General features: G+C 58.1%; 17 protein-coding genes. 8 read left to right on the top strand and 9 right to left on the bottom strand.

The features are described from left to right. The first annotated feature begins 162 nt into the window (after nucleotides 1-162). Together ggt and FVV99_RS14640 are read left to right on the top strand one after the other, a co-directional pair. On the top strand, nucleotides 163-1902 hold the full coding sequence (gene ggt, locus FVV99_RS14645; RefSeq protein ID WP_148254843.1) for a gamma-glutamyltransferase: 1740 nt from the start codon (nucleotides 163-165) through the stop codon (nucleotides 1900-1902). A gap of 112 nt (nucleotides 1903-2014) precedes the next feature. After that, entirely contained in the window at nucleotides 2015-2602 is a 588-nt protein-coding gene (locus tag FVV99_RS14640) for a YajG family lipoprotein (protein WP_148254842.1), read from the top strand. 23 nt (nucleotides 2603-2625) lie between these two features. Here the strand turns inward: FVV99_RS14640 and FVV99_RS14635 are convergent, their stop codons facing one another. Together FVV99_RS14635 and FVV99_RS14630 are read right to left on the bottom strand one after the other, a co-directional pair. After that, the gene (locus FVV99_RS14635) at nucleotides 2626-3276 is read right to left on the bottom strand and encodes a class I SAM-dependent methyltransferase (protein ID WP_148254841.1); all 651 of its coding nucleotides are present in this window, start codon (nucleotides 3274-3276) and stop codon (nucleotides 2626-2628) included. A 15-nt stretch (nucleotides 3277-3291) separates the two neighbouring features. After that, on the bottom strand, nucleotides 3292-3912 hold the full coding sequence (locus FVV99_RS14630) for a TIGR04211 family SH3 domain-containing protein (RefSeq protein ID WP_148254840.1): 621 nt from the start codon (nucleotides 3910-3912) through the stop codon (nucleotides 3292-3294). 415 nt (nucleotides 3913-4327) lie between these two features. Between FVV99_RS14630 and miaB the strand changes: the two genes are divergently transcribed. The 5 genes from miaB to lnt all read left to right on the top strand — a co-directional run bounded on the left by miaB (nucleotide 4328) and on the right by lnt (nucleotide 9763). Beyond that, nucleotides 4328-5671 (top strand): tRNA (N6-isopentenyl adenosine(37)-C2)-methylthiotransferase MiaB, encoded by a 1344-nt coding sequence (gene miaB / locus FVV99_RS14625; RefSeq protein ID WP_148254839.1) that lies wholly within the window; start codon nucleotides 4328-4330, stop codon nucleotides 5669-5671. A gap of 99 nt (nucleotides 5672-5770) precedes the next feature. After that, nucleotides 5771-6862 (top strand): PhoH family protein, encoded by a 1092-nt coding sequence (locus FVV99_RS14620; protein ID WP_148254838.1) that lies wholly within the window; start codon nucleotides 5771-5773, stop codon nucleotides 6860-6862. Next, nucleotides 6859-7377, top strand: a complete 519-nt coding sequence (gene ybeY, locus FVV99_RS14615) for an rRNA maturation RNase YbeY (protein WP_148254837.1) — start codon at nucleotides 6859-6861, stop codon at nucleotides 7375-7377. The genes FVV99_RS14620 and ybeY overlap by 4 nt, the downstream gene beginning before the upstream one ends. Next, nucleotides 7374-8282: an HlyC/CorC family transporter gene (locus FVV99_RS14610; protein WP_148254836.1), complete on the top strand. Its 909-nt coding sequence runs from the start codon at nucleotides 7374-7376 to the stop codon at nucleotides 8280-8282. Before ybeY ends, FVV99_RS14610 begins: the two co-directional genes overlap by 4 nt. Further along, complete coding sequence (lnt, locus tag FVV99_RS14605) at nucleotides 8282-9763, top strand: apolipoprotein N-acyltransferase (protein ID WP_148254835.1); 1482 nt, start codon at nucleotides 8282-8284, stop codon at nucleotides 9761-9763. Before FVV99_RS14610 ends, lnt begins: the two co-directional genes overlap by 1 nt. 30 nt (nucleotides 9764-9793) lie before the next feature. On the opposite strand, the gene phaC is transcribed toward lnt, so the two are convergent. The 5 genes from phaC to prmB all read right to left on the bottom strand — a co-directional run bounded on the left by phaC (nucleotide 9794) and on the right by prmB (nucleotide 14840). Beyond that, nucleotides 9794-11614 (bottom strand): class I poly(R)-hydroxyalkanoic acid synthase, encoded by a 1821-nt coding sequence (phaC, locus tag FVV99_RS14600; RefSeq protein WP_148254834.1) that lies wholly within the window; start codon nucleotides 11612-11614, stop codon nucleotides 9794-9796. A gap of 65 nt (nucleotides 11615-11679) precedes the next feature. Continuing rightward, a complete protein-coding gene (locus FVV99_RS14595; RefSeq protein ID WP_148254833.1) occupies nucleotides 11680-12120 on the bottom strand; it encodes a phasin family protein in 441 nt (146 codons plus the stop codon). A 129-nt stretch (nucleotides 12121-12249) separates the two neighbouring features. Further along, nucleotides 12250-12666 (bottom strand): hypothetical protein, encoded by a 417-nt coding sequence (locus FVV99_RS14590; RefSeq protein ID WP_148254832.1) that lies wholly within the window; start codon nucleotides 12664-12666, stop codon nucleotides 12250-12252. 113 nt (nucleotides 12667-12779) lie between these two features. Beyond that, a complete protein-coding gene (aroC, locus tag FVV99_RS14585; RefSeq protein WP_148254831.1) occupies nucleotides 12780-13865 on the bottom strand; it encodes a chorismate synthase in 1086 nt (361 codons plus the stop codon). 21 nt (nucleotides 13866-13886) lie between these two features. Then, nucleotides 13887-14840, bottom strand: coding sequence for a 50S ribosomal protein L3 N(5)-glutamine methyltransferase (gene prmB / locus FVV99_RS14580; RefSeq protein WP_148254830.1), 954 nt, complete (start codon nucleotides 14838-14840; stop codon nucleotides 13887-13889). 146 nt (nucleotides 14841-14986) lie between these two features. Between prmB and FVV99_RS14575 the strand changes: the two genes are divergently transcribed. Continuing rightward, nucleotides 14987-15574 carry a Smr/MutS family protein gene (locus FVV99_RS14575; protein WP_148254829.1) on the top strand — a complete coding sequence of 196 codons (588 nt, stop codon included), beginning with the start codon at nucleotides 14987-14989 and terminating at the stop codon, nucleotides 15572-15574. On the opposite strand, the gene FVV99_RS14570 is transcribed toward FVV99_RS14575, so the two are convergent. Next, entirely contained in the window at nucleotides 15569-16648 is a 1080-nt protein-coding gene (locus tag FVV99_RS14570) for a patatin-like phospholipase family protein (RefSeq protein WP_148254983.1), read from the bottom strand. The genes FVV99_RS14575 and FVV99_RS14570 overlap by 6 nt on opposite strands. A gap of 28 nt (nucleotides 16649-16676) precedes the next feature. Then, nucleotides 16677-17531, bottom strand: a complete 855-nt coding sequence (locus tag FVV99_RS14565) for an alpha/beta fold hydrolase (protein WP_148254828.1) — start codon at nucleotides 17529-17531, stop codon at nucleotides 16677-16679. Nucleotides 17532-18032: the final 501 nt, after the last annotated feature.

Raw genomic sequence — 18032 nt, 5'->3', positions numbered from 1 at the left:
AGTCTGCGGGATTTCCTGGTTCTCTGTGTACGAATGAATGTCAACAGACGCCATTCTAGCAGGATCACCGCACACCGTGCGCTTGCCGTTGAAGAGATTCGCTTCGATAGTTAGAGCATGACGATGCCGCTCATGCGACGAACCGAGGGGAGGATCATCACTATGGTTTTTCATCTGCGCCCAGTCACCAGCGGCCTGATGGCTACGGCGTTGCTTCTCATGACAGCGCTACATGCATTGGATGCCCACGCCCAATCGGCGATTCTCGAAGGCGAGCGTTTCCATCCCGAGCAGGCCAGCCATGGTATGGTCGCTTCCAGCCATACACTAGCCACGGACATCGCCCGTGACGTGATGGCCGATGGCGGCAATGCCGTGGATGGAGCCGTTGTTGCCGGCTTCGTACTGGCTGTCGTCCAGCCGCGCTCCGGGAATATCGGTGGAGGCGGCTTCATGTTGATTTCCGATGAAAACAGCGACGATGTCGTGGCTATCGACTATCGCGAAACGGCACCGGCCGCCGCTACCGAAACCATGTTTCAGAATGAGGCCGGCAACGCGGTAAGCGACTGGTCGCGGTACACTCATCGTGCCTCAGGCGTCCCCGGTACCGTCGCCGGTCTGGCGCTGGCACTCGATGCGTACGGCACCTTGAGTCTGGCCGAGGCAATGGAACCGGCCATCCGGCTGGCCGAAGACGGTTTCAAGGTGCCGCCACGCTTTGCCGCCGGCCTGGACGAAGCGCGGGATCGACTCAGTGCCTGGGAATCGACGCGCCAGGTTTTCTTCAAGGAGGACGGCAGCCGTTATCGGGCTGGCGACACCTTCCGTCAACCCGACCTGGCCGCCACCTTGACGCGCATCGCCGAACACGGGCCCCGTGAATTCTACGCAGGCAAGACCGCCGAGTTGCTGGTCGCCGAGATGGAGCGCAACGACGGGTTGATCACGATGGACGACATGGCCGGCTACGAGCCGCAGATTCGCGAGCCAATCCATGGAACGTATCGCGGTCACGACATTTATGCCATGAGTCCACCCTCGTCCGGCGGCGTGCATATCGTCCAGATGCTGAACATGCTCGAAAATGACGATATTGCCGCGTTAGGACACAACTCCGCCAGCACGTTGCACCTGATGGCGGAGTCCATGAAGCGCGCCTATGCCGATCGGTCGAAATTCCTCGGCGATACGGATTTCGTCGACGTTCCCTTGAGCGGTCTCACCGCTAAGGCCTATGCCACCCATCTCCGCGATCAGATTGATCCTCAGCACGCAACGCCATCGGACGACATCGGCCCTGACGACCCTTGGCCCTACGAGTCGGGCGAAACCACCCATTATTCGATTGCCGACGACAACGGATTGATGGTGTCCAATACGTATACCATCAACTTCAGCTATGGCTCCGGCATCGTCGTCGACGGCGCAGGCTTCCTGCTCAACAATGAAATGGATGATTTCTCCGCCAAACCGGGCGAACCCAATGCCTATGGCCTGATCGGTGGCGAGGCCAACAAGATCGAACCCGGGAAACGCATGCTATCGTCGATGACGCCGACCATCGTCAAGCGCGATGGCAAGAACCTGCTCGCCACGGGAACCCCTGGCGGTTCGCGCATCATCACGACGACTCTGCAAGTCGTCATGAATGTGATCGATCACGGCATGAACATTCAGTCTGCCGTCAGCGCGCCCCGTATTCACCATCAATGGCTCCCGGATGAGATCGCCATCGAGGCAGGCATCAGCCCGGATACCATCGATCGACTGGAGGCCAAGGGTCATCGAATCGAGCCCACCCGTGCCATGGGAGCGGCCCAATCCGTCATGGTCGACGCTGGGCTCTTCCTTGGCGGTACCGACCCACGCCGCTCGACATCGAAAGCCGCAGGCTGGTAATCGTATCGGCACCTGCGCGATCCCGTATGTTATCGCGTAGAACGCCTTCCCGACTTATACTCGGGTGCGTTTTCGCGGGATTGCCCCCGACTAGCGATTCAGGAGCACACGAATGCAACGACGACTGCTAGCCTTTTCATGTCTGGTTTTGGCACTCCTCCTGGTGGGCGGCTGTGCCAGCCCCCACTACCTGGAAACCGATCCACGGGTGAGCGGCGACCTGCCCCGTAGCGGTAATGGCCAGCAGGTCACCGTCAACGTGGTGGACGGGCGAGATAGCGACGTGCTCGGCACTCGTAGTGGCGCCGCCAACGCGTCGGCGACGATCACCGTATATGCCCATGAATTGATCCCCAAGTTGCAGGCACAAGCCGAGAATGCCCTGCAACGCATGGGATTCTCGCCTACGCGTGACGAGGCCGAAGGCCGTCCCAGCTTGACGCTAACGCTCGACCGCCTAGGCTATGGCCGCGGCGATGACCAGCCCGTGCTGGGTAACGCTAGGTTGGAAGCCGTATTTATCGCCAAAGCCGTCAACGGTGGAACGACCTACACGGGTTCCTATACCGCACGGCGCGAGCAGAGCTACGTGGTCCGCCCGGGAGAAGCCGCTAATACGAAGATGGTCAACCAGGTACTGAGCAACGCGCTCGCGCGGACATTCCATGATGAAGAACTTGGCCGACTGCTGGCCAGATGACTGCCCACCTGCACGCTGCTGCGTCAGCGGGCCGACGATGAGCGTCCCGGCCCGCGACGTACCAGCGCCCACACGCTTTCCTGCCACCCATTCTCTTCCGGTTCACCATCGGCCAGATGCGTTAGTTCGAAATTCGCACTGAACAGCCAATCGACTTCACCGGCAGAAACACTGTAAGGCGGCCCGCCTTCATCGTCTGAGGGGCGTATCAGGCTGATCAACAACCCCTTGGCGCCAGGGGGCAAGAGTTGTGCCAGGTGAAAGGCATAGCGGTGGCGTGCCGCCTCTGGCAGCGCAATCAGAGCGGCCCGGTCATAAAAGGCTTCGACATCGGCGGCTTGCTGGATATGGAAATGAAAGAAGTCCCCTCCCCAGAGCTCTATGTTGCCTTGCCGATAGACCTCGAAGCCATCCTGACGATAACGCAGCGTCTCCGCATCTGCTTGACGCGCGAACTGATCGATCGCCTCCAGCGATAGCTCGACGCCCAGCACCGGATAGCCTCGAGAGGACAACCAGCGCATGTCCAGGCTCTTGCCACAAAGCGGAACCAGCACTTTGGTTCCCGGCACGATCGCCAGGCCCGGCCAATACTCGATCAGAGCCGGATGCGGCCATTCACGGTGAAAGCCGATCCGTCCCTGACGCCACCGGGACAACCACGCCTCTTTCACATTGACCTCCCCGGCCTAGAACCAGCGATCGCGTTTCTTGCGTCGCCGTGGCAAGTGCGGAACGATCAAGCCAACGACCAGACCGGCACCGGCCACACCACCGCCATACATGAAGTAACGAATCAGCAAGTCCTCTTCCTGAGTATCCAGGCGTGCTTGCTGCTCGCGAAGCGTTTCCTGGGCGGACTGATAACGTGAATCAAGCTCGGCATTGCGGTCTTCGAGTTCATCGATACGCGCTTCTCGATCCGCCAGAGTGTCTTCCGTGCCTGCCATGCGGCTCTGCCACTCTTCATTGATCCCATCGAGCTCCTCGGTCAATGACTCGATCTCGGCTTCGAGTTCCGGCAAGCGTTGCTGGGCGCTTTCCTCGGCTTGCAACTCGTCGCTGAGGATCCACGCCGTCTCATTGTCATCCTCGGCCTGGACCCGGCTGTAATCGCCCTGCGTCTCGAGCACCGTCACGGGTTCTCCCGATGTCAGGGTTCCAATGATGCGATACTCATCGGACGGGCCGCTGCGCACGAACGTCGAGAGCTCATCCGACACCCACCGCGTGTCATCCTGCTGGGCCTGCAATCCGGTGGCGAGCGCACTCAGGGCACACCCGGCAATCAACGTCTTGGTAGTTCGCATAATGCTGATGTCTTCATGGCAAAAGAAAGGCTCACTGACACGATCTGGCTCCAGCGATAACACGCCGAGCCATCCAACGTCCTGTCGATGGCATCGGGTGATGAGACGACATCCACAACTTCTGTGGATAAGCCTTGGGAAAACCGGCGATCAACTCACGTCATTCTGCGGAGAATCTGCCTCTGCCACAAATCGTTCATTTTTTGATCATGGCGAAACCAGCCCCACCCGGCCTACATTCCCCGTCAAAGGCAGCAGAATAGCACAACCTGCGCGCGACGGCAGATGGCTGGCCCTGACCGCCAAGGCTGCGTATAATGACCCAAGATTTCTGATCAGGCCGTCAAGGCCACGCATTCATCTCCCAGATCGGTGACGGATATGTCGAGGCGTCAAGCGCCGCGACCCTATTGTTATGGCGAAGAAACTCTTCATCAAGACACACGGCTGCCAAATGAACGAGTACGATTCCGCGCGCATGGCGGATCTGCTCGGCGAATCGCATCAAATGGAGCTGACCGACGATGAGCGGGATGCCGACGTCATCCTTCTCAATACCTGCTCCATCCGCGAAAAAGCCCAGGAAAAGGTGTTTCATCAGTTGGGGCGCTGGAAAAAACTCAAGGAAGCCAATCCCGACCTGGTCATCGGGGTTGGAGGTTGCGTGGCCAGTCAGGAAGGAGAAGCGCTGCGCAAGCGTGCTCCACATGTTGACATGGTGTTCGGCCCCCAGACCCTGCACCGAGTACCGAATATGCTGGACTCCCGCCAGGAGAACCAGATATCGGTGGTCGACGTGACCTTTCCCGAGATAGAGAAGTTCGATCACCTTCCCAAGCCGAGTTCGGATGGTGCCACGTCCTTCGTCTCCATCATGGAAGGCTGCTCCAAGTACTGTTCCTTCTGCGTAGTGCCTTATACGCGTGGAGAAGAGGTGTCGCGCCCTTTCGAAGCCGTCATGGACGAAGTCATCCACCTGGCCGACCAGGGGGTTCGCGAAATCAACCTGTTGGGCCAGAACGTCAATGCCTATCGGGGGGAAAACCAGCTCGGCGATGAGATCGATCTGGCCGAATTGATCGCGTGCGTAGCAGCCGTGGATGGCATCGATCGCATTCGTTTCACCACGTCGCACCCGGTCGAGTTCTCGGACTCTCTCATCGAAGCCTATGGCGAGATTCCCGAACTGGTCAGCCATTTGCACCTTCCGGTCCAGTCCGGCTCCAACGATATCCTGGCGGCCATGAAGCGCGGCCATACCGTCGAAGAGTACATCGACAAGATGGAGCGCATTCGCGCGCTGCGTCCCGATATCAGTTTCTCTTCCGATTTCATCATTGGCTTCCCGGGGGAAACCGAAGCCGACTTCGAAGCCACCATGAACTTGATCCATCGAATCGGTTTCGATGTCTCCTTCAGTTTCGTCTATTCGGCTCGCCCAGGCACTCCAGCAGCCAATCTCGAAGACGATACGCCTGAAGCCGTCAAGAAAGAACGTCTGGCGATTCTGCAGGATCGTATCAATCAGCAGGCCATGCAGATCAGCCGTCGGATGGTGGGATCGATCGAACGCATTCTCGTCACCGGTTTTTCCCCCAAGGATCCGGGACAGTTGTCCGGTCGTACCGAAAACAATCGTGTGGTGAATTTCCGCGCAGCCAATCCCACCGATCTCATCGGCCATTTCGTCGACGTCGAAATCACCGAAGCTTTGCCCAATTCGCTACGCGGTGAACTCGCCAGTCCTTACTGCTATTGACCCGAACCGTCTGGCAAGCCAGTCTTCTGTTTATTGCCCCGATTCACCTCGGGGCAGTAAGCTCATCCATTCTCATCGCAACGCACGGAACCTCTGCTCTTGAGCCAATACAGTTCCCAGGCCAATCGCATCATCACTCTGACCCTTGAACCCAACGACCCCATGCGCCTGGCCAATCTCTGTGGCCAGCAGGACGAACACTTGAAACTCGTCGAATCGCGGCTGGGCGTCACCCTGCGCAATCGCGGCAACACGTTCCAATTGGCCGGGCCACATGCTCGGGTCAAGGCAGCAGCCAATGTGGTCGAGCACCTCTATCGGGAAACCGAAGCCACCGAATTGACGCCTGACACGGTCCACCTGTTTCTGCAGGAATCCGGCCTGGAAGCGCTTGAAGAAGAAGAGGAAGACAACGCGGCCAGCGGCGAGGTGTTATTGAGAACGCCCAAGGCCGTCATCAAACCTCGCGGCTTCAATCAGCAAGGATACGTGCAGAGTATTCGCGCTCACGATATCAATTTCGGCATTGGCCCTGCCGGAACCGGCAAGACGTATCTCGCCGTCGCGGCGGCCGTGGAAGCCCTCAATCAACAGGAAGTGCGTCGTATCCTGCTGGTGCGCCCAGCCGTGGAGGCTGGTGAAAAGCTGGGATTCCTGCCCGGTGACCTTGCCCAGAAAATCGATCCTTACCTGCGCCCGCTCTATGATGCCCTGTATGAAATGATTGGCTTCGAACAGGTCGGCAAGCTAATCGAACGGCAGATCATCGAGATTGCCCCATTAGCCTATATGCGCGGTCGCACACTGAACAACGCATTCATCATTCTCGATGAAAGCCAGAACACCACTCGTGAGCAGATGAAGATGTTCCTGACCCGCATTGGTTTCGGATCCACTGCCGTGATTACCGGCGACATCACGCAGGTGGACCTACCCCGCGGCCAGAGTTCGGGATTGATCCAGGTGCTGGATGTTCTCAAGGAGACTCCAGGCATCGGTGTCACGCATTTCGCCGCCAAGGACGTCGTCCGCCATCCCCTGGTGCAACGCATCATCGAAGCCTACGATATCTTCGAAGCCGAGGAAGAATCAGCCGATCGGCAACGCCGGGAAGAGCGCAAACGTCAGTATCAGGTGCCTTCGGACAATACGACCTCACGGGATTCGAACGAGGGTCCGGAGTCATCATGACAACGAGCAATGAGGTCATTGTCGATCGTCAGATAGTCATCGACGACAACGGGGACGAATGGCTGCCGACACGACAGGAACTGGAGTGCTGGATCGGCGAGACGCTTCTCAAGCAGGGAATGTCGCCTCATCAGGAAGTCACTGTCCGGTTCGTCGACCGCCAGGAGAGTCAGGCTCTCAATCGTGATTATCGCGGCAGGGACCAACCGACGAATGTGCTTTCCTTCCCGTTCGACATGCCTCCCGAACTAGACATTGCGCTACTTGGTGACCTCGTCATTTGCCATGATGTAGTGGCGGCGGAAGCCGTCGAGCAAGACAAGACACTCACCGCACACTACGCGCACATGGTGGTCCATGGTACCTTGCATTTATTGGGTCATGACCATATTGAGGATGACGAGGCCGAACGCATGGAGCGGTTGGAAATCGAGATCCTTGCGGCTTTCGGTATCGACGACCCTTACAACCGGCCATGTGACCACAATAACGGGGACGAGAGACTCGACGCATGAGCGAAGACCGATCGAGTAGCCAGGGCGGCAAGTCCTGGCTCGAGAAGTTGTTCAGCGCATTTTCATCCGACGACGACGAACCGAACTCGCGAGTCGAATTGATGGACTCGGTACGTGAAGCCGGTTCGCGCCTACATCTCGACCAGGACGCCCTGACCATCATCGAAGGCGCCCTGCAGATCAGTGACCAGCAGGTTCGGGAAATTCTCATCCCCCGTTCGCAAGTCACGGCCATCGCCATCGACCAACCTCCCGACGAGTATCTGCCCGTCATCCTGGAAACCGGTCACTCTCGCTACCCTGTCGTCGGAGAGAATCTCGACGAGGTACTCGGCATTCTGCTGGTCAAGGACTTGCTTCCGCTGCTCAGTAAAAGCGAGCTCAACCGCGACAGTTTCGACCTCAAGAGTACGCTGAGGCCGGCCATGTTCGTGCCGGAATCCAAGCGGCTCAATAGCTTGCTCAAGGAGTTTCGCGATACCCATAACCATATGGCGGTAGTGGTCGACGAATACGGCGGGACTGCAGGCATCGTCACCATCGAAGATATCCTCGAGCAGATCGTCGGCGATATCGAAGATGAACACGATACCGACGAAGAAGAGGACATACGCGCACTGGGAGACCAGACCTTCGCCATTCGCGCCCTCACTCCCATTGAGGATTTCAACGAACACTTCGACACCCGTTTTTCCGACGAAGACTTCGATACCGTTGGCGGCTTGGTGATGCAGCGCTTCGGACACTTGCCCCGCCGCGGCGAGTTCACCGACCTGGGGGAATGGCGCTTCACCGTTCTCAACGCCGACAACCGGCGTATTCGCTTGCTGCAAGTCGAGCCGCAGCCAGACACCTCCCCCCACCAGGATTCAGAGAGCGACGACACGGAAACCAAGGGCGAGTGATGGAAACGCAGACACATGACTGGCACCGTTCGCCGGCCATCGGTTATTTGATCGCCCTGCTGGCCGGCGGCCTGACGACGCTTGCCACGGCTCCCTTCTCGCTATGGTGGCTAAGCCCTGTCGCCATTGGCCTGCTCTATGTCGGCATTCATGCATTGACCCCTGTGCAGGCAGCCATCAAGGGCTGGTTGTATGGTATCGGGTTGTTTGGTTCCGGTGCCTCCTGGGTCTACGTATCGATCCATGACTATGGTTATACAGGCGTTCCATTGGCGCTGTTCCTGACGGTGCTGTTCGTCATGTCGATCGCTCTCTTCTTCGCTGTGACGTTCTGGCTATATCGCTGGCTGACCGGTCCGAGGTGGGCCGCCCTGAGTTTCGCCGGCGCCTGGGTACTCGGTGAGGTGTTACGCACTTATCTATTTACGGGCTTTCCCTGGCTGCTGGCCGGCACACCACAAATCGACTCGCCGTTAGCGCCCTGGGCGCCTGTCGGTGGTGTCTATCTACTCTCTCTGATCACCGCTTTGACCGGCACTCTGGGCGTAGAGTTGCTGCATCGCCGCTGGTTAGCCGCTCTGCCTCTCGCCGCATTATGGCTTATCCCCATGGGACTGCCCGCACAATGGACCACCGCCAGTGAAACACCGACACGCGTTTCACTGTTACAGGGGAACCTTCCTCAGTTGATGAAGTGGACGGAAGAAGGGCAGCAAGACGCCATCACGACTTACACCAATCTGACCCGTCAGCAGAGCGACGATATCGACCTCGTCGTGTGGCCAGAAACGGCCCTACCGATGTTGGAAGCGGATGCCAGACCGATCCTGGAACGCGTGGAAGATAACTTGCCGCCTCAGGCGGCCTTGCTGACGGGTATCCTTCAGCGAAACAGCGAGGGGCGTTTCTTCAATGGTATCGTTGGTGTGGGCAATACCGAGGGGGAATACCGCAAGGAGCATCTCGTCCCCTTCGGCGAATATCTGCCACTGGAAAGCGTGCTGCGCGGTGCCGTCGCCTTTTTCGACTTACCCACTTCGTTCACGACAGCCGGCGCACCGAATCAACCGCCGATCAAAGCGGCCGGACTCGATATCGGCAGCGCCATCTGCTACGAGATCGTCTATGCCGATCTGGTCGCCAAACGTGCCAGACACACTGACATACTGCTGACCGTATCCAACGATACCTGGTTCGGTGCGTCGATCGGGCCATTGCAGCACCTGCAGATGGCCCGGCTGCGTGCCCTGGAAAATGGCCGTTATGTAATACGTGCCACCAGCAACGGCGTCACGGCCATCGCCAACCCTCAAGGGCGAATCACCGCTCGTGCGCCACAGTTCAAGATGGCCAGCCTTACCGATGATATCCACGCCATGGAAGGCTACACTCCCTTCACACGCACGGGGAGCTGGCCAAGCTGGGTACTGGCAACCGTTCTGGTACTGCCGGGCTTGAAGCGCATACGCAGCCAGGGCTAGGGGGCAAGCGCCTAAGCAGGCACACGTTACCTACTCGCCCAGCACGTCAGGAATGGTCTGTTTCACATAGCGCCCCGGTGCCGGTTCCAGCAACGACAGTTCGCCGTCTCCTGGATGCCGAGCAGGCACCATCCTGCCGGTATCGGCATACCCGTTGTCTGTCATCCAGGCCTGCCAATGCGGCCACCAGGAGCCTTCATGGAACGTCGCACCCGCAAGCCACTCATCCGGATCGGCAGGTAATGCCTCATTGGTCCAATAACCGTACTTGTTCTTGGCCGGCGGATTGACGATGCCTGCGATATGCCCGGAACCGCCGAGAACGAACGTCACCGGCCCCTTGGGTAACTGGGTCCCACCATAGCAGCTGTTCCACTTGGCGATGTGATCATCACGCGCCGAGACGAAGTAGCTGGGTGTAGAGATCTTACGGAGGTCGATCTTGACACCATCGAGTTCGATTCCCCCCGGCTCGATGAGACGATTCTCCTTGTACATATGGCGGAGATACCAGCCATGCGTTCCCGCCGGCAGATTGGTGCCATCGGTATTCCAGTAGAGCAGATCGAACGCTGCCGGCGTTTCCCCCTTGAGATAATTGCTGACATAAAACGACCAGAACAGATCGTTTTCACGCAACAGGTTGAACGAGAACGCCATCACACGCCCATCGAGGTACCCATCGGCCTCGAGTTGACGCTCCACCCCCTGCAGCACCGGTTCCGAGAGAAACACACCGATTTCGCCAGGATCGCTGAAATCCTGAAGCGTCGCCATATAGGTCACCGACCGTATCTTGCGGCCACGTCGAGTACTGGTGAGATACGCTACCGTCGATGCCGCTAGCGTTCCGCCAATGCAGTAACTGAGCAAGTTGACCGATTTTTCACCACAAGCCTGCTCGATCGCACTCATGGCATCGATTGGACCTAACTGCATGTAATCGGCCCAAGAGAGATCTCGTTGTTCGGGACCGGGGTTACGCCAGGAGATCAAGAATACCGTATGTCCTTGATCGACCAACCACTTGACCAGGGAGTTGTCTTCACGCAAGTCGAGGATGTAATACTTGTTGATCCAGGGGGGAATGATCAGCAGTGGGGTTTTGAACACTTTCTCCGTACTCGGCGAGTACTGAATCAACTGCATTAGTTCATTTTCATAGACTACCTGCCCCGGAGTGACGGCAATGTTCTTCCCCACTTCAAAGGCTGAACGGTCCGTCATGGCGACATTGAGACCTTCCGCAGAGTTGGCCAGGTCTTCACGCAACCGGGCCAACCCATCGACCAGGTTCTGTCCATGAGTTTCCAGGGTCAAACGCATCACTTCGGGATTGGTCGTCACGAAATTCGATGGCGCCATGGCGCTGACACACTGACGTGCATAGAACTCGAGATTGCGTTTCTGCTCGGGGGGCAACTGATCCAGGTTAGCCACCAACTCCTCGACCAACCGGGAAAAGAGCAGATACTGCTCCATGATCGCTCGATAAAAGGGATCATCGAACCAGGCGGGATCCTTGAAGCGACGATCATGACGCTCGGGCTGTACCAACGGCTCGACCTCCTCGCCGGCCAGAGAGCGAAGCTGCTGTTGCCAAAGCTGCCATTGATCCTGGGCAAGACGCATTTGCGCCCCATAAAACGACTGAGGGTCACTCAACAACGCTTCCAGGCCGGTCTGCAACGTATCGCGCATGTCGTCATAAACCGTCTTACCTGCATCGCTGGGCAACATCCGAGCCAACAGTTCCCGCGTTAGCGCCTGATATTCCTGTCCAATCGCTTCGAGCTGTTCAGCCCACTGCTGGATCTCTTCCTGGGATGGTATTTCAGCCCCTGACTGCATGCCCCGCTCCTATTGGCTGCCCGCTAGCTACTGTTGACTCGATGATCCGATCGGCATCAGCGCGATCATGATGAGCTCTTGCTACCCGATGACTGCCCCGAGTTGCGGGATGACTGACTCGTTGCCTTGGCAGGCTCAGCGGATTTGGCGGTACTCTCCGTCTTGTCCGCTGCCTGCTCTCCTGCTTCGGCAAACAGTTGCTCCATTTCACTCTTGAACTGCAGGCTCAGCTCCGTCATGGCACGGGCGTCCTCGAGCATCTGCTTGGATAGCTCGTTGAGCACTTCAGCCTGACGCGATCCAAAATCGCGTAAATCTTCGGCCGAGTCGATCTCACTGGCGTCACGCAATCGTTCCGTACCCAGTTGACTGTACCGTTTCATCGACTCGAGTTGATACTGCGTCATCTTCTCCATGTTATCCAGCATCAGGGTATTGAGCTTGCGCATCGGCTCGAAGAAGCTGCGCGACTGTTCATTGAAGGCAGTAAACATCTTGTCTTGCATGACGGATTCCTCCTGAGAATCGATACGGTCGGCATATCAATCGCCTTGTTGCACTGCAACAAGCGTAGTCCGACCCATCTTGGCTTGCAACACTCTCATGCAATCATCCGGTCGACGTTAGCCGACCTCTCAACGTCGTTTGCCACGCGATGTGGCACTGGCGCTACCTTTCGTTGATGAGCGAGTCGTCGATTCGTCTCCCTCACCGGCCGTCTCGGGACCGGTACGACTGGAGTTCTGGTCATCGGCCGTCTGAGTATCATGAGATGCCGAGGTCGCTGATTGTCGCGAGGAGGCCGAACCCGCCTGACGCAACATGTCGAACATCATCTGCTGATAACTGCCAAGATTGGCCATACCCTCTTTGAAATAAGGCTGCTTGAGGAAAGGTTCCATCAAGCTCATGGGATCATAGCCTTCGACGCCGGCATCCATCTGTTTCTGGATACGGGACATCAGCTCCTGCTGAAACCCCTCGACATCCGGCAATCCCATGGCCTGACGAAATTCGGCGGGCGTGAGATCGAACTCGACGTTTATCTTCATGGCGTGACTCGACTGATAAGGGTGATTTACTCACCAGTCTAGCAGCCGACAGGCGACTGACACGCTGTATTTCCCATCAGCAGTATCAACGCTATGGGACATGTGGCCACGGATCAGCTCAGACGCGGGGTATCCACGCTGACGTCAGCATTCTGAGCACGATGCCGCATCAAGTGATCCATCAGGGTCAATGCCATCATCGCTTCCGCGATTGGCGTCGCACGAATACCGACACAAGGATCGTGACGCCCGCGGGTGACGACCTCGACCGGATTGCCATGAACATCGATCGACTGCCCCGGGATGGTGATGCTGGACGTCGGCTTCAGGGCTAGATGGGCAATCAAGGGCTGACCGGAGGAGATCCCGCCCAGCACACCACCGGCATGATTGGAAAGAAAGCCGTCTGGCGTCATTTCATCACGATGCTCGCTGCCCCGCTGTGAGACAGCAGCAAAACCATCCCCGATTTCCACGCCTTTGACGGCATTGATACTCATCAGGGCATGAGCCAGTTCTGCATCCAGCCGGTCGAATACCGGCTCACCCAGGCCGACAGGCACACCTTCCGCCACGACAGTGATCCTGGCACCGACAGAGTCCTGGTCACGGCGCAACTGATCCATGAAGGCCTCGAGTTCAGCAATTCTATCGGGATCCGGACAGAAAAAGGCATTGTCATCGACTGACGCCCACGTCTTGAAATCGATGCTCATGTCGCCGAGCTGACTCATGTAACCCCGGACTCGAATGCCTTGCGTGGCGAGATATTTCTTGGCGATCGCCCCGGCAGCCACACGCATGGCAGTCTCGCGTGCACTGGAACGTCCACCGCCGCGATAATCGCGAATTCCGTACTTGTGATGATAGGTGTAATCGGCATGTGCCGGACGAAATTGATCCTTGATCCGAGCATAGTCCTTGGAACGCTGATCGGTGTTTTCGATCAGCAACCCAATGGACGTTCCCGTGGTCTGCCCCTCGAACACCCCGGATAGAATGCGAACTTCATCGGCCTCGCGGCGCTGCGTCGTATAGCGAGAACTACCTGGACGACGTCGATCCAGATCATGCTGGAGGTCGGACTCGGAAAGCGCCAACCCGGGTGGACATCCATCGACGACGGCACCCAGTGCGGGGCCATGACTTTCTCCGAACGTCGTCACGCTAAACAATTTGCCAAAGGTATTGCCAGACATGGGAGTAGAATCCTCAACGAATCAGGCGAAGGCCGCCGCATGAGCTTCGAGTTCCAGTGCTGACAAAGCAAATACGCCATGCCCACCACGTTCGAACTCAAGCCACAGGAAAGGAACATCAGGGAAGGTTTCCTGCAACTGCTGGTCCGAGTTACCGACTTCGACGATCAACATGCCGTCATCCTGCAAGTGATCGCGAGCCTGACGCAGGATTCGCCGCACGATCGCCAAACCATCGTGTCCGGCTTCCAGCGCCAACGCCGGCTCATGGTGAAATTCAGCCGGCATGGCTGCCAAGTCGCGGGCATCGACATACGGCGGATTGGTAACGATTACGTCGTAACGTTGCCCCGCGATGCCGTCGAATACATCCGACACCACCGCCCGCACACGATCGCCTACGTCATGACGACGGATGTTGGCCTTGGCAACCGCCAGTGCCTCAGCACTGATATCGGTCAGGTCCACCCTGCAAGTCGGCAAGTGCAAGGCCGTTGCGATACCGATACAGCCCGACCCGGCACACAAATCGAGGACGCGTTCCGGAGGGTGCTCGGGAAACCAGGCTGCGAAGCCGTCTTCGATCAACTCAGCGATCGGTGAGCGAGGTATCAGCACCCGCTCGTCGACATCGAAGGGGTAACCGGCAAAGAACGACTCACCCAACAAGTACGGTAAGGGGCGTCGGGTCTCCACACGCTGCCTGACGAGAGTCACGACACGCTGACGTTCCAGCGGCAACAAACGTGCATCCAGTACCGAGGGATCGATATCCCAGGGAAGATGCAGGGCACCCAACGTCAAGGCCACGGCTTCATCCCAGGCGGAAGCCGTCCCATGCCCATAGAACAAGCCATGGTTATGAAACTCGCTGGTGGCCCAGCGCAGGCAGTCGCGCAAGCTGATCAGACCAGCCACGAGGTCGTGATCAGTAAGCGTCAATGTCGAGGTCGAATCGGGTCGAAGTGCTGCCACGCGTCATCCTGTCATCGTCAGGCGAATGTCGGTTATCTAGAGCTACGATTGTACCCACCTCGATGCAAGGTTCACAGCCACTGGCAGGCAGGTATACTGAAACTATACATAGCTTCTGCCAACCATTGTCACGACAGGTCTTATCCATGAATCGACGCCGCGGCTTGCCCGACGACGAAGTTTCCGTTTTCCGCCAGGCACTTGAAGAGGCCGGCGTCAGGCGGCTAGCGTCGAATCGCGCCGATCCCGGCAAACCCCGCGACACCTCCGACGAGGCCAAGGCTCAGCGGCGTGCCGACGCCACCTCGGCTTCCGCGAATCATGATACCAGTCGCACCTCCGATGGACGCGTCGAACCGGTGCGTCCTTCCGCCTTTCTCGACTTTGCCGTCAGCGACCTGCCCTACCGAACGTACTCGCAGCTGAAACGCGGACGGATCAACTGGGAAGCTGGGCTTGACCTGCATGGATACACATTGGATGAAGCACGTCAGGAGCTCGAAAGCTTCCTGCATGATGCCCTGTCCCGCCGCTACCGTTGTGTACTGATCGTTCACGGCAAGGCCAGAACCAGCATCAGCAGCGGATTGACCGACTATCCGGTGATCAAGAGCCATGTCAATGCCTGGTTGCGAGAATGGCCGACCGTGCTGGCGTTCTGTTCGGCACGAGAACTCGACGGAGGAACCGGGGCCGTCTACGTTCTGCTACGACGGCACGGGGACGCCTTATGACGATGCGGGTTCATCGCCCGATGGCGGTGTTCGAGGGACGACACTCACTTGCTCGGAGGTCATGTCCCCGACACCGGTACGTCCTTCGTACCGATCCAGCGCCTGCAACGCCAGATGCCGGCCCAAATCTATCAAGGCCGGGGCACGATGAAACTCATAAGCGCCACATACCGTTTTAGGGATCTCGATCAATACATCCGGTGGATAGCCTGCCACTTTGTATTTCGCCAGAGCCCCTTGAGCGATGTCGAAGGATGCCAGAATCATGTCCAGCCGTCCCCAGGCGCGTTGGCTGTCCGATGGCGCCGTGCCTGCGTCCCCAGCTTCCTCCAGGGTATCCGCCGTACCGGAAAACAGTCGCTGCGCGCGTTCCCGGATGCCTCCAATCCAGCCAGCGAAGCCATGCCCTTCCGCCTCCAGAGCTTCCTCCCTCGCCTGCTCCCTGGCAGCCTGAGCCGGCGGCAACAAGTCCTGAAGGCTCACGGGCCGAGGGCTATGTGCCGTAGCGTTGACGGCCAATACGAAATCCGCTTGCGCTGACACGGTGGGAATGATGGGCAATGGGTTCATCAACCCACCATCGACAAGTACCTGATCGCCCAGATGCACCGGGGTGATGATACCGGGAACCGCTATCGAGGCTCGAATCGCTTGTAGCAAGGAGCCGGACTGGAACCACACTTCACGTTGACGAACGAGATCCGTCGCCACGGTCGTGACGGGGACGGCCAGGTCCTCGATGCGCTTGTCGCCGATCAGGCTTTCCAGCTTGCTCATGACCTTGCTCGCCCGCATAGCCCCCATGGGACTCCAGGTCACGTCGACCAATCTGAGCACATCGAAATAATCGAGATCACACACCCATTCGCGATAGGCCTCCAACTTGCCGGCGGCAAATACCCCCGCCACCAGGGCGCCCATGGAGCAACCGGAAATGGCTACGATCTCGTACCCGCGTGCTTCCAGCGCTTCGATCACCCCAATATGTGCGTAACCTCTGGCACCACCGCTACCCAACACCAGGGCAACCCGATGTCCGGATTCCGTAGGTTGCGTGCTTCCCCGTGCCTGCATCTCCATCCTACCCTCAGCGTGATCGATCCTAGTACCAATCTACCATGACATCCGCAACACGGGAGACGGCAGCAGGCTCCAGATGGAGGTGATGACCACCCGCCAACACAACACGATGCAAATCGCTCACCATTGCGCGCGCATCCGCCGCTGCCGGATACTGCGCCAAGATACCGGATTCTGCCTCGATCAACAGTGTAGGCGCCTTGATATCGGACAACACGGCCAACATCTGGGCTGGACTGAAGCGCACCGGTGACGGCTGTAACAACCGTCCATCGGAACGCAGGCGCAGGTGGCCGTCGGCGAGGATTGCCAGATTACGCTCGACCAACGGCTCCGCCGTTACCGAATCCATCGGTGTCACGCCGCCCGCTACCCGAGCGGCGACAGCCGTTGCCTTGTCAGGATAGCGCGGCGACGGAGAGATTCGCCGACGGTGTCGAAGAATGCCTTTACGCAGTTGACTGGCCGTGTCGTTTGGTTGGGTCGTCAAGGTTCCAAGCCCATCGATCAGCACCAGCCGATCGACTCGCTCGGGTAACGCCGCCGCTGCCAGACAGGCGACTCCCGCCCCCATCGAATGCCCTAGCACAGGCACCGATGCCAGAGCGAGATCATCCAGCACATCGAGCAGATCGTGCACATAATCCCAGATCGCATAACCTTCCGCGGCACTATGGCGGGACATGCCGTGGCCGGAGAAGTCGATGGCGACCAGACGGATACCCAATGACTCGACCAGCAGTGGCGCCAAGCGCGAAAAACTGGCCGCATTATCCAGCCAGCCATGTAGAGCTACCCAGACAGGTGCGCCTGTCTCCCCCCACGACAACGCAGCAATACGTCCATCACCAAATTCAATGGGTTCTGGCTTGATCATAGCGGCCAACCGATTGTTAATACCTATTACAGGCGAAGTTCTTGTCTTCGCTAGGCGCTGTCTGAATAGTGCCTAGCAGATATGGTCTCACACATTTATGCTGCTAGGTTACTGGCTTGCTCGCCGAATTAAAACGATTGTTTTAACCCGTTACATGGTATCCCAATCATCGCAACTGGAGTCGTGCTTGTCTGGATCGCCCAAAAATACCCGACGTCGCAACCGTATATTCTTCACTACCGTGGTCATTGCCATCGTTGTGGGATTGTGGCTGACCCGTTGACTCTTCGACTGTGCGGCCGTGCATGACGAAAAGGGGCGGCTTTGCCAAGCAAAGCCGCCCCTGAACATATACTGCCTGCGTTACCAGTCAGGCATTGCTCTTCATTTCTCAGTGTTCCCGCTTGCCGTCCACCAGGCGCGTGACCTTCAGCGGATTGTCGTCCTGCAGTGCCGTCGGCAGCAGGGTGCCCGGCAGGTTCTGGTAGCACACCGGCCGCA

Source organism: Aidingimonas lacisalsi, assembly GCF_008079445.1.
GTDB classification, from domain to species: domain Bacteria; phylum Pseudomonadota; class Gammaproteobacteria; order Pseudomonadales; family Halomonadaceae; genus Aidingimonas; species Aidingimonas lacisalsi.
Note: the sequence above shows the minus strand (reverse complement) of the source record. Positions and strands in the feature narration are given on the sequence as shown.

Bases quoted from the DNA above. Each gene is read 5' to 3' on its own strand.
- ggt (WP_148254843.1), top strand. From the start codon at position 163: ATGGTTTTTCATCTGCGCCCAGTCACCAGCGGCCTGATGGCTACGGCG.
- FVV99_RS14640 (WP_148254842.1), top strand. From the start codon at position 2,015: ATGCAACGACGACTGCTAGCCTTTTCATGTCTGGTTTTGGCACTCCTC.
- FVV99_RS14630 (WP_148254840.1), bottom strand. From the start codon at position 3,912: ATGCGAACTACCAAGACGTTGATTGCCGGGTGTGCCCTGAGTGCGCTC.
- miaB (WP_148254839.1), top strand. From the start codon at position 4,328: ATGGCGAAGAAACTCTTCATCAAGACACACGGCTGCCAAATGAACGAG.
- ybeY (WP_148254837.1), top strand. From the start codon at position 6,859: ATGACAACGAGCAATGAGGTCATTGTCGATCGTCAGATAGTCATCGAC.
- FVV99_RS14610 (WP_148254836.1), top strand. From the start codon at position 7,374: ATGAGCGAAGACCGATCGAGTAGCCAGGGCGGCAAGTCCTGGCTCGAG.
- lnt (WP_148254835.1), top strand. From the start codon at position 8,282: ATGGAAACGCAGACACATGACTGGCACCGTTCGCCGGCCATCGGTTAT.
- phaC (WP_148254834.1), bottom strand. From the start codon at position 11,614: ATGCAGTCAGGGGCTGAAATACCATCCCAGGAAGAGATCCAGCAGTGG.
- FVV99_RS14595 (WP_148254833.1), bottom strand. From the start codon at position 12,120: ATGCAAGACAAGATGTTTACTGCCTTCAATGAACAGTCGCGCAGCTTC.
- FVV99_RS14590 (WP_148254832.1), bottom strand. From the start codon at position 12,666: ATGAAGATAAACGTCGAGTTCGATCTCACGCCCGCCGAATTTCGTCAG.
- aroC (WP_148254831.1), bottom strand. From the start codon at position 13,865: ATGTCTGGCAATACCTTTGGCAAATTGTTTAGCGTGACGACGTTCGGA.
- FVV99_RS14575 (WP_148254829.1), top strand. From the start codon at position 14,987: ATGAATCGACGCCGCGGCTTGCCCGACGACGAAGTTTCCGTTTTCCGC.
- FVV99_RS14570 (WP_148254983.1), bottom strand. From the start codon at position 16,648: ATGCAGGCACGGGGAAGCACGCAACCTACGGAATCCGGACATCGGGTT.
- FVV99_RS14565 (WP_148254828.1), bottom strand. From the start codon at position 17,531: ATGATCAAGCCAGAACCCATTGAATTTGGTGATGGACGTATTGCTGCG.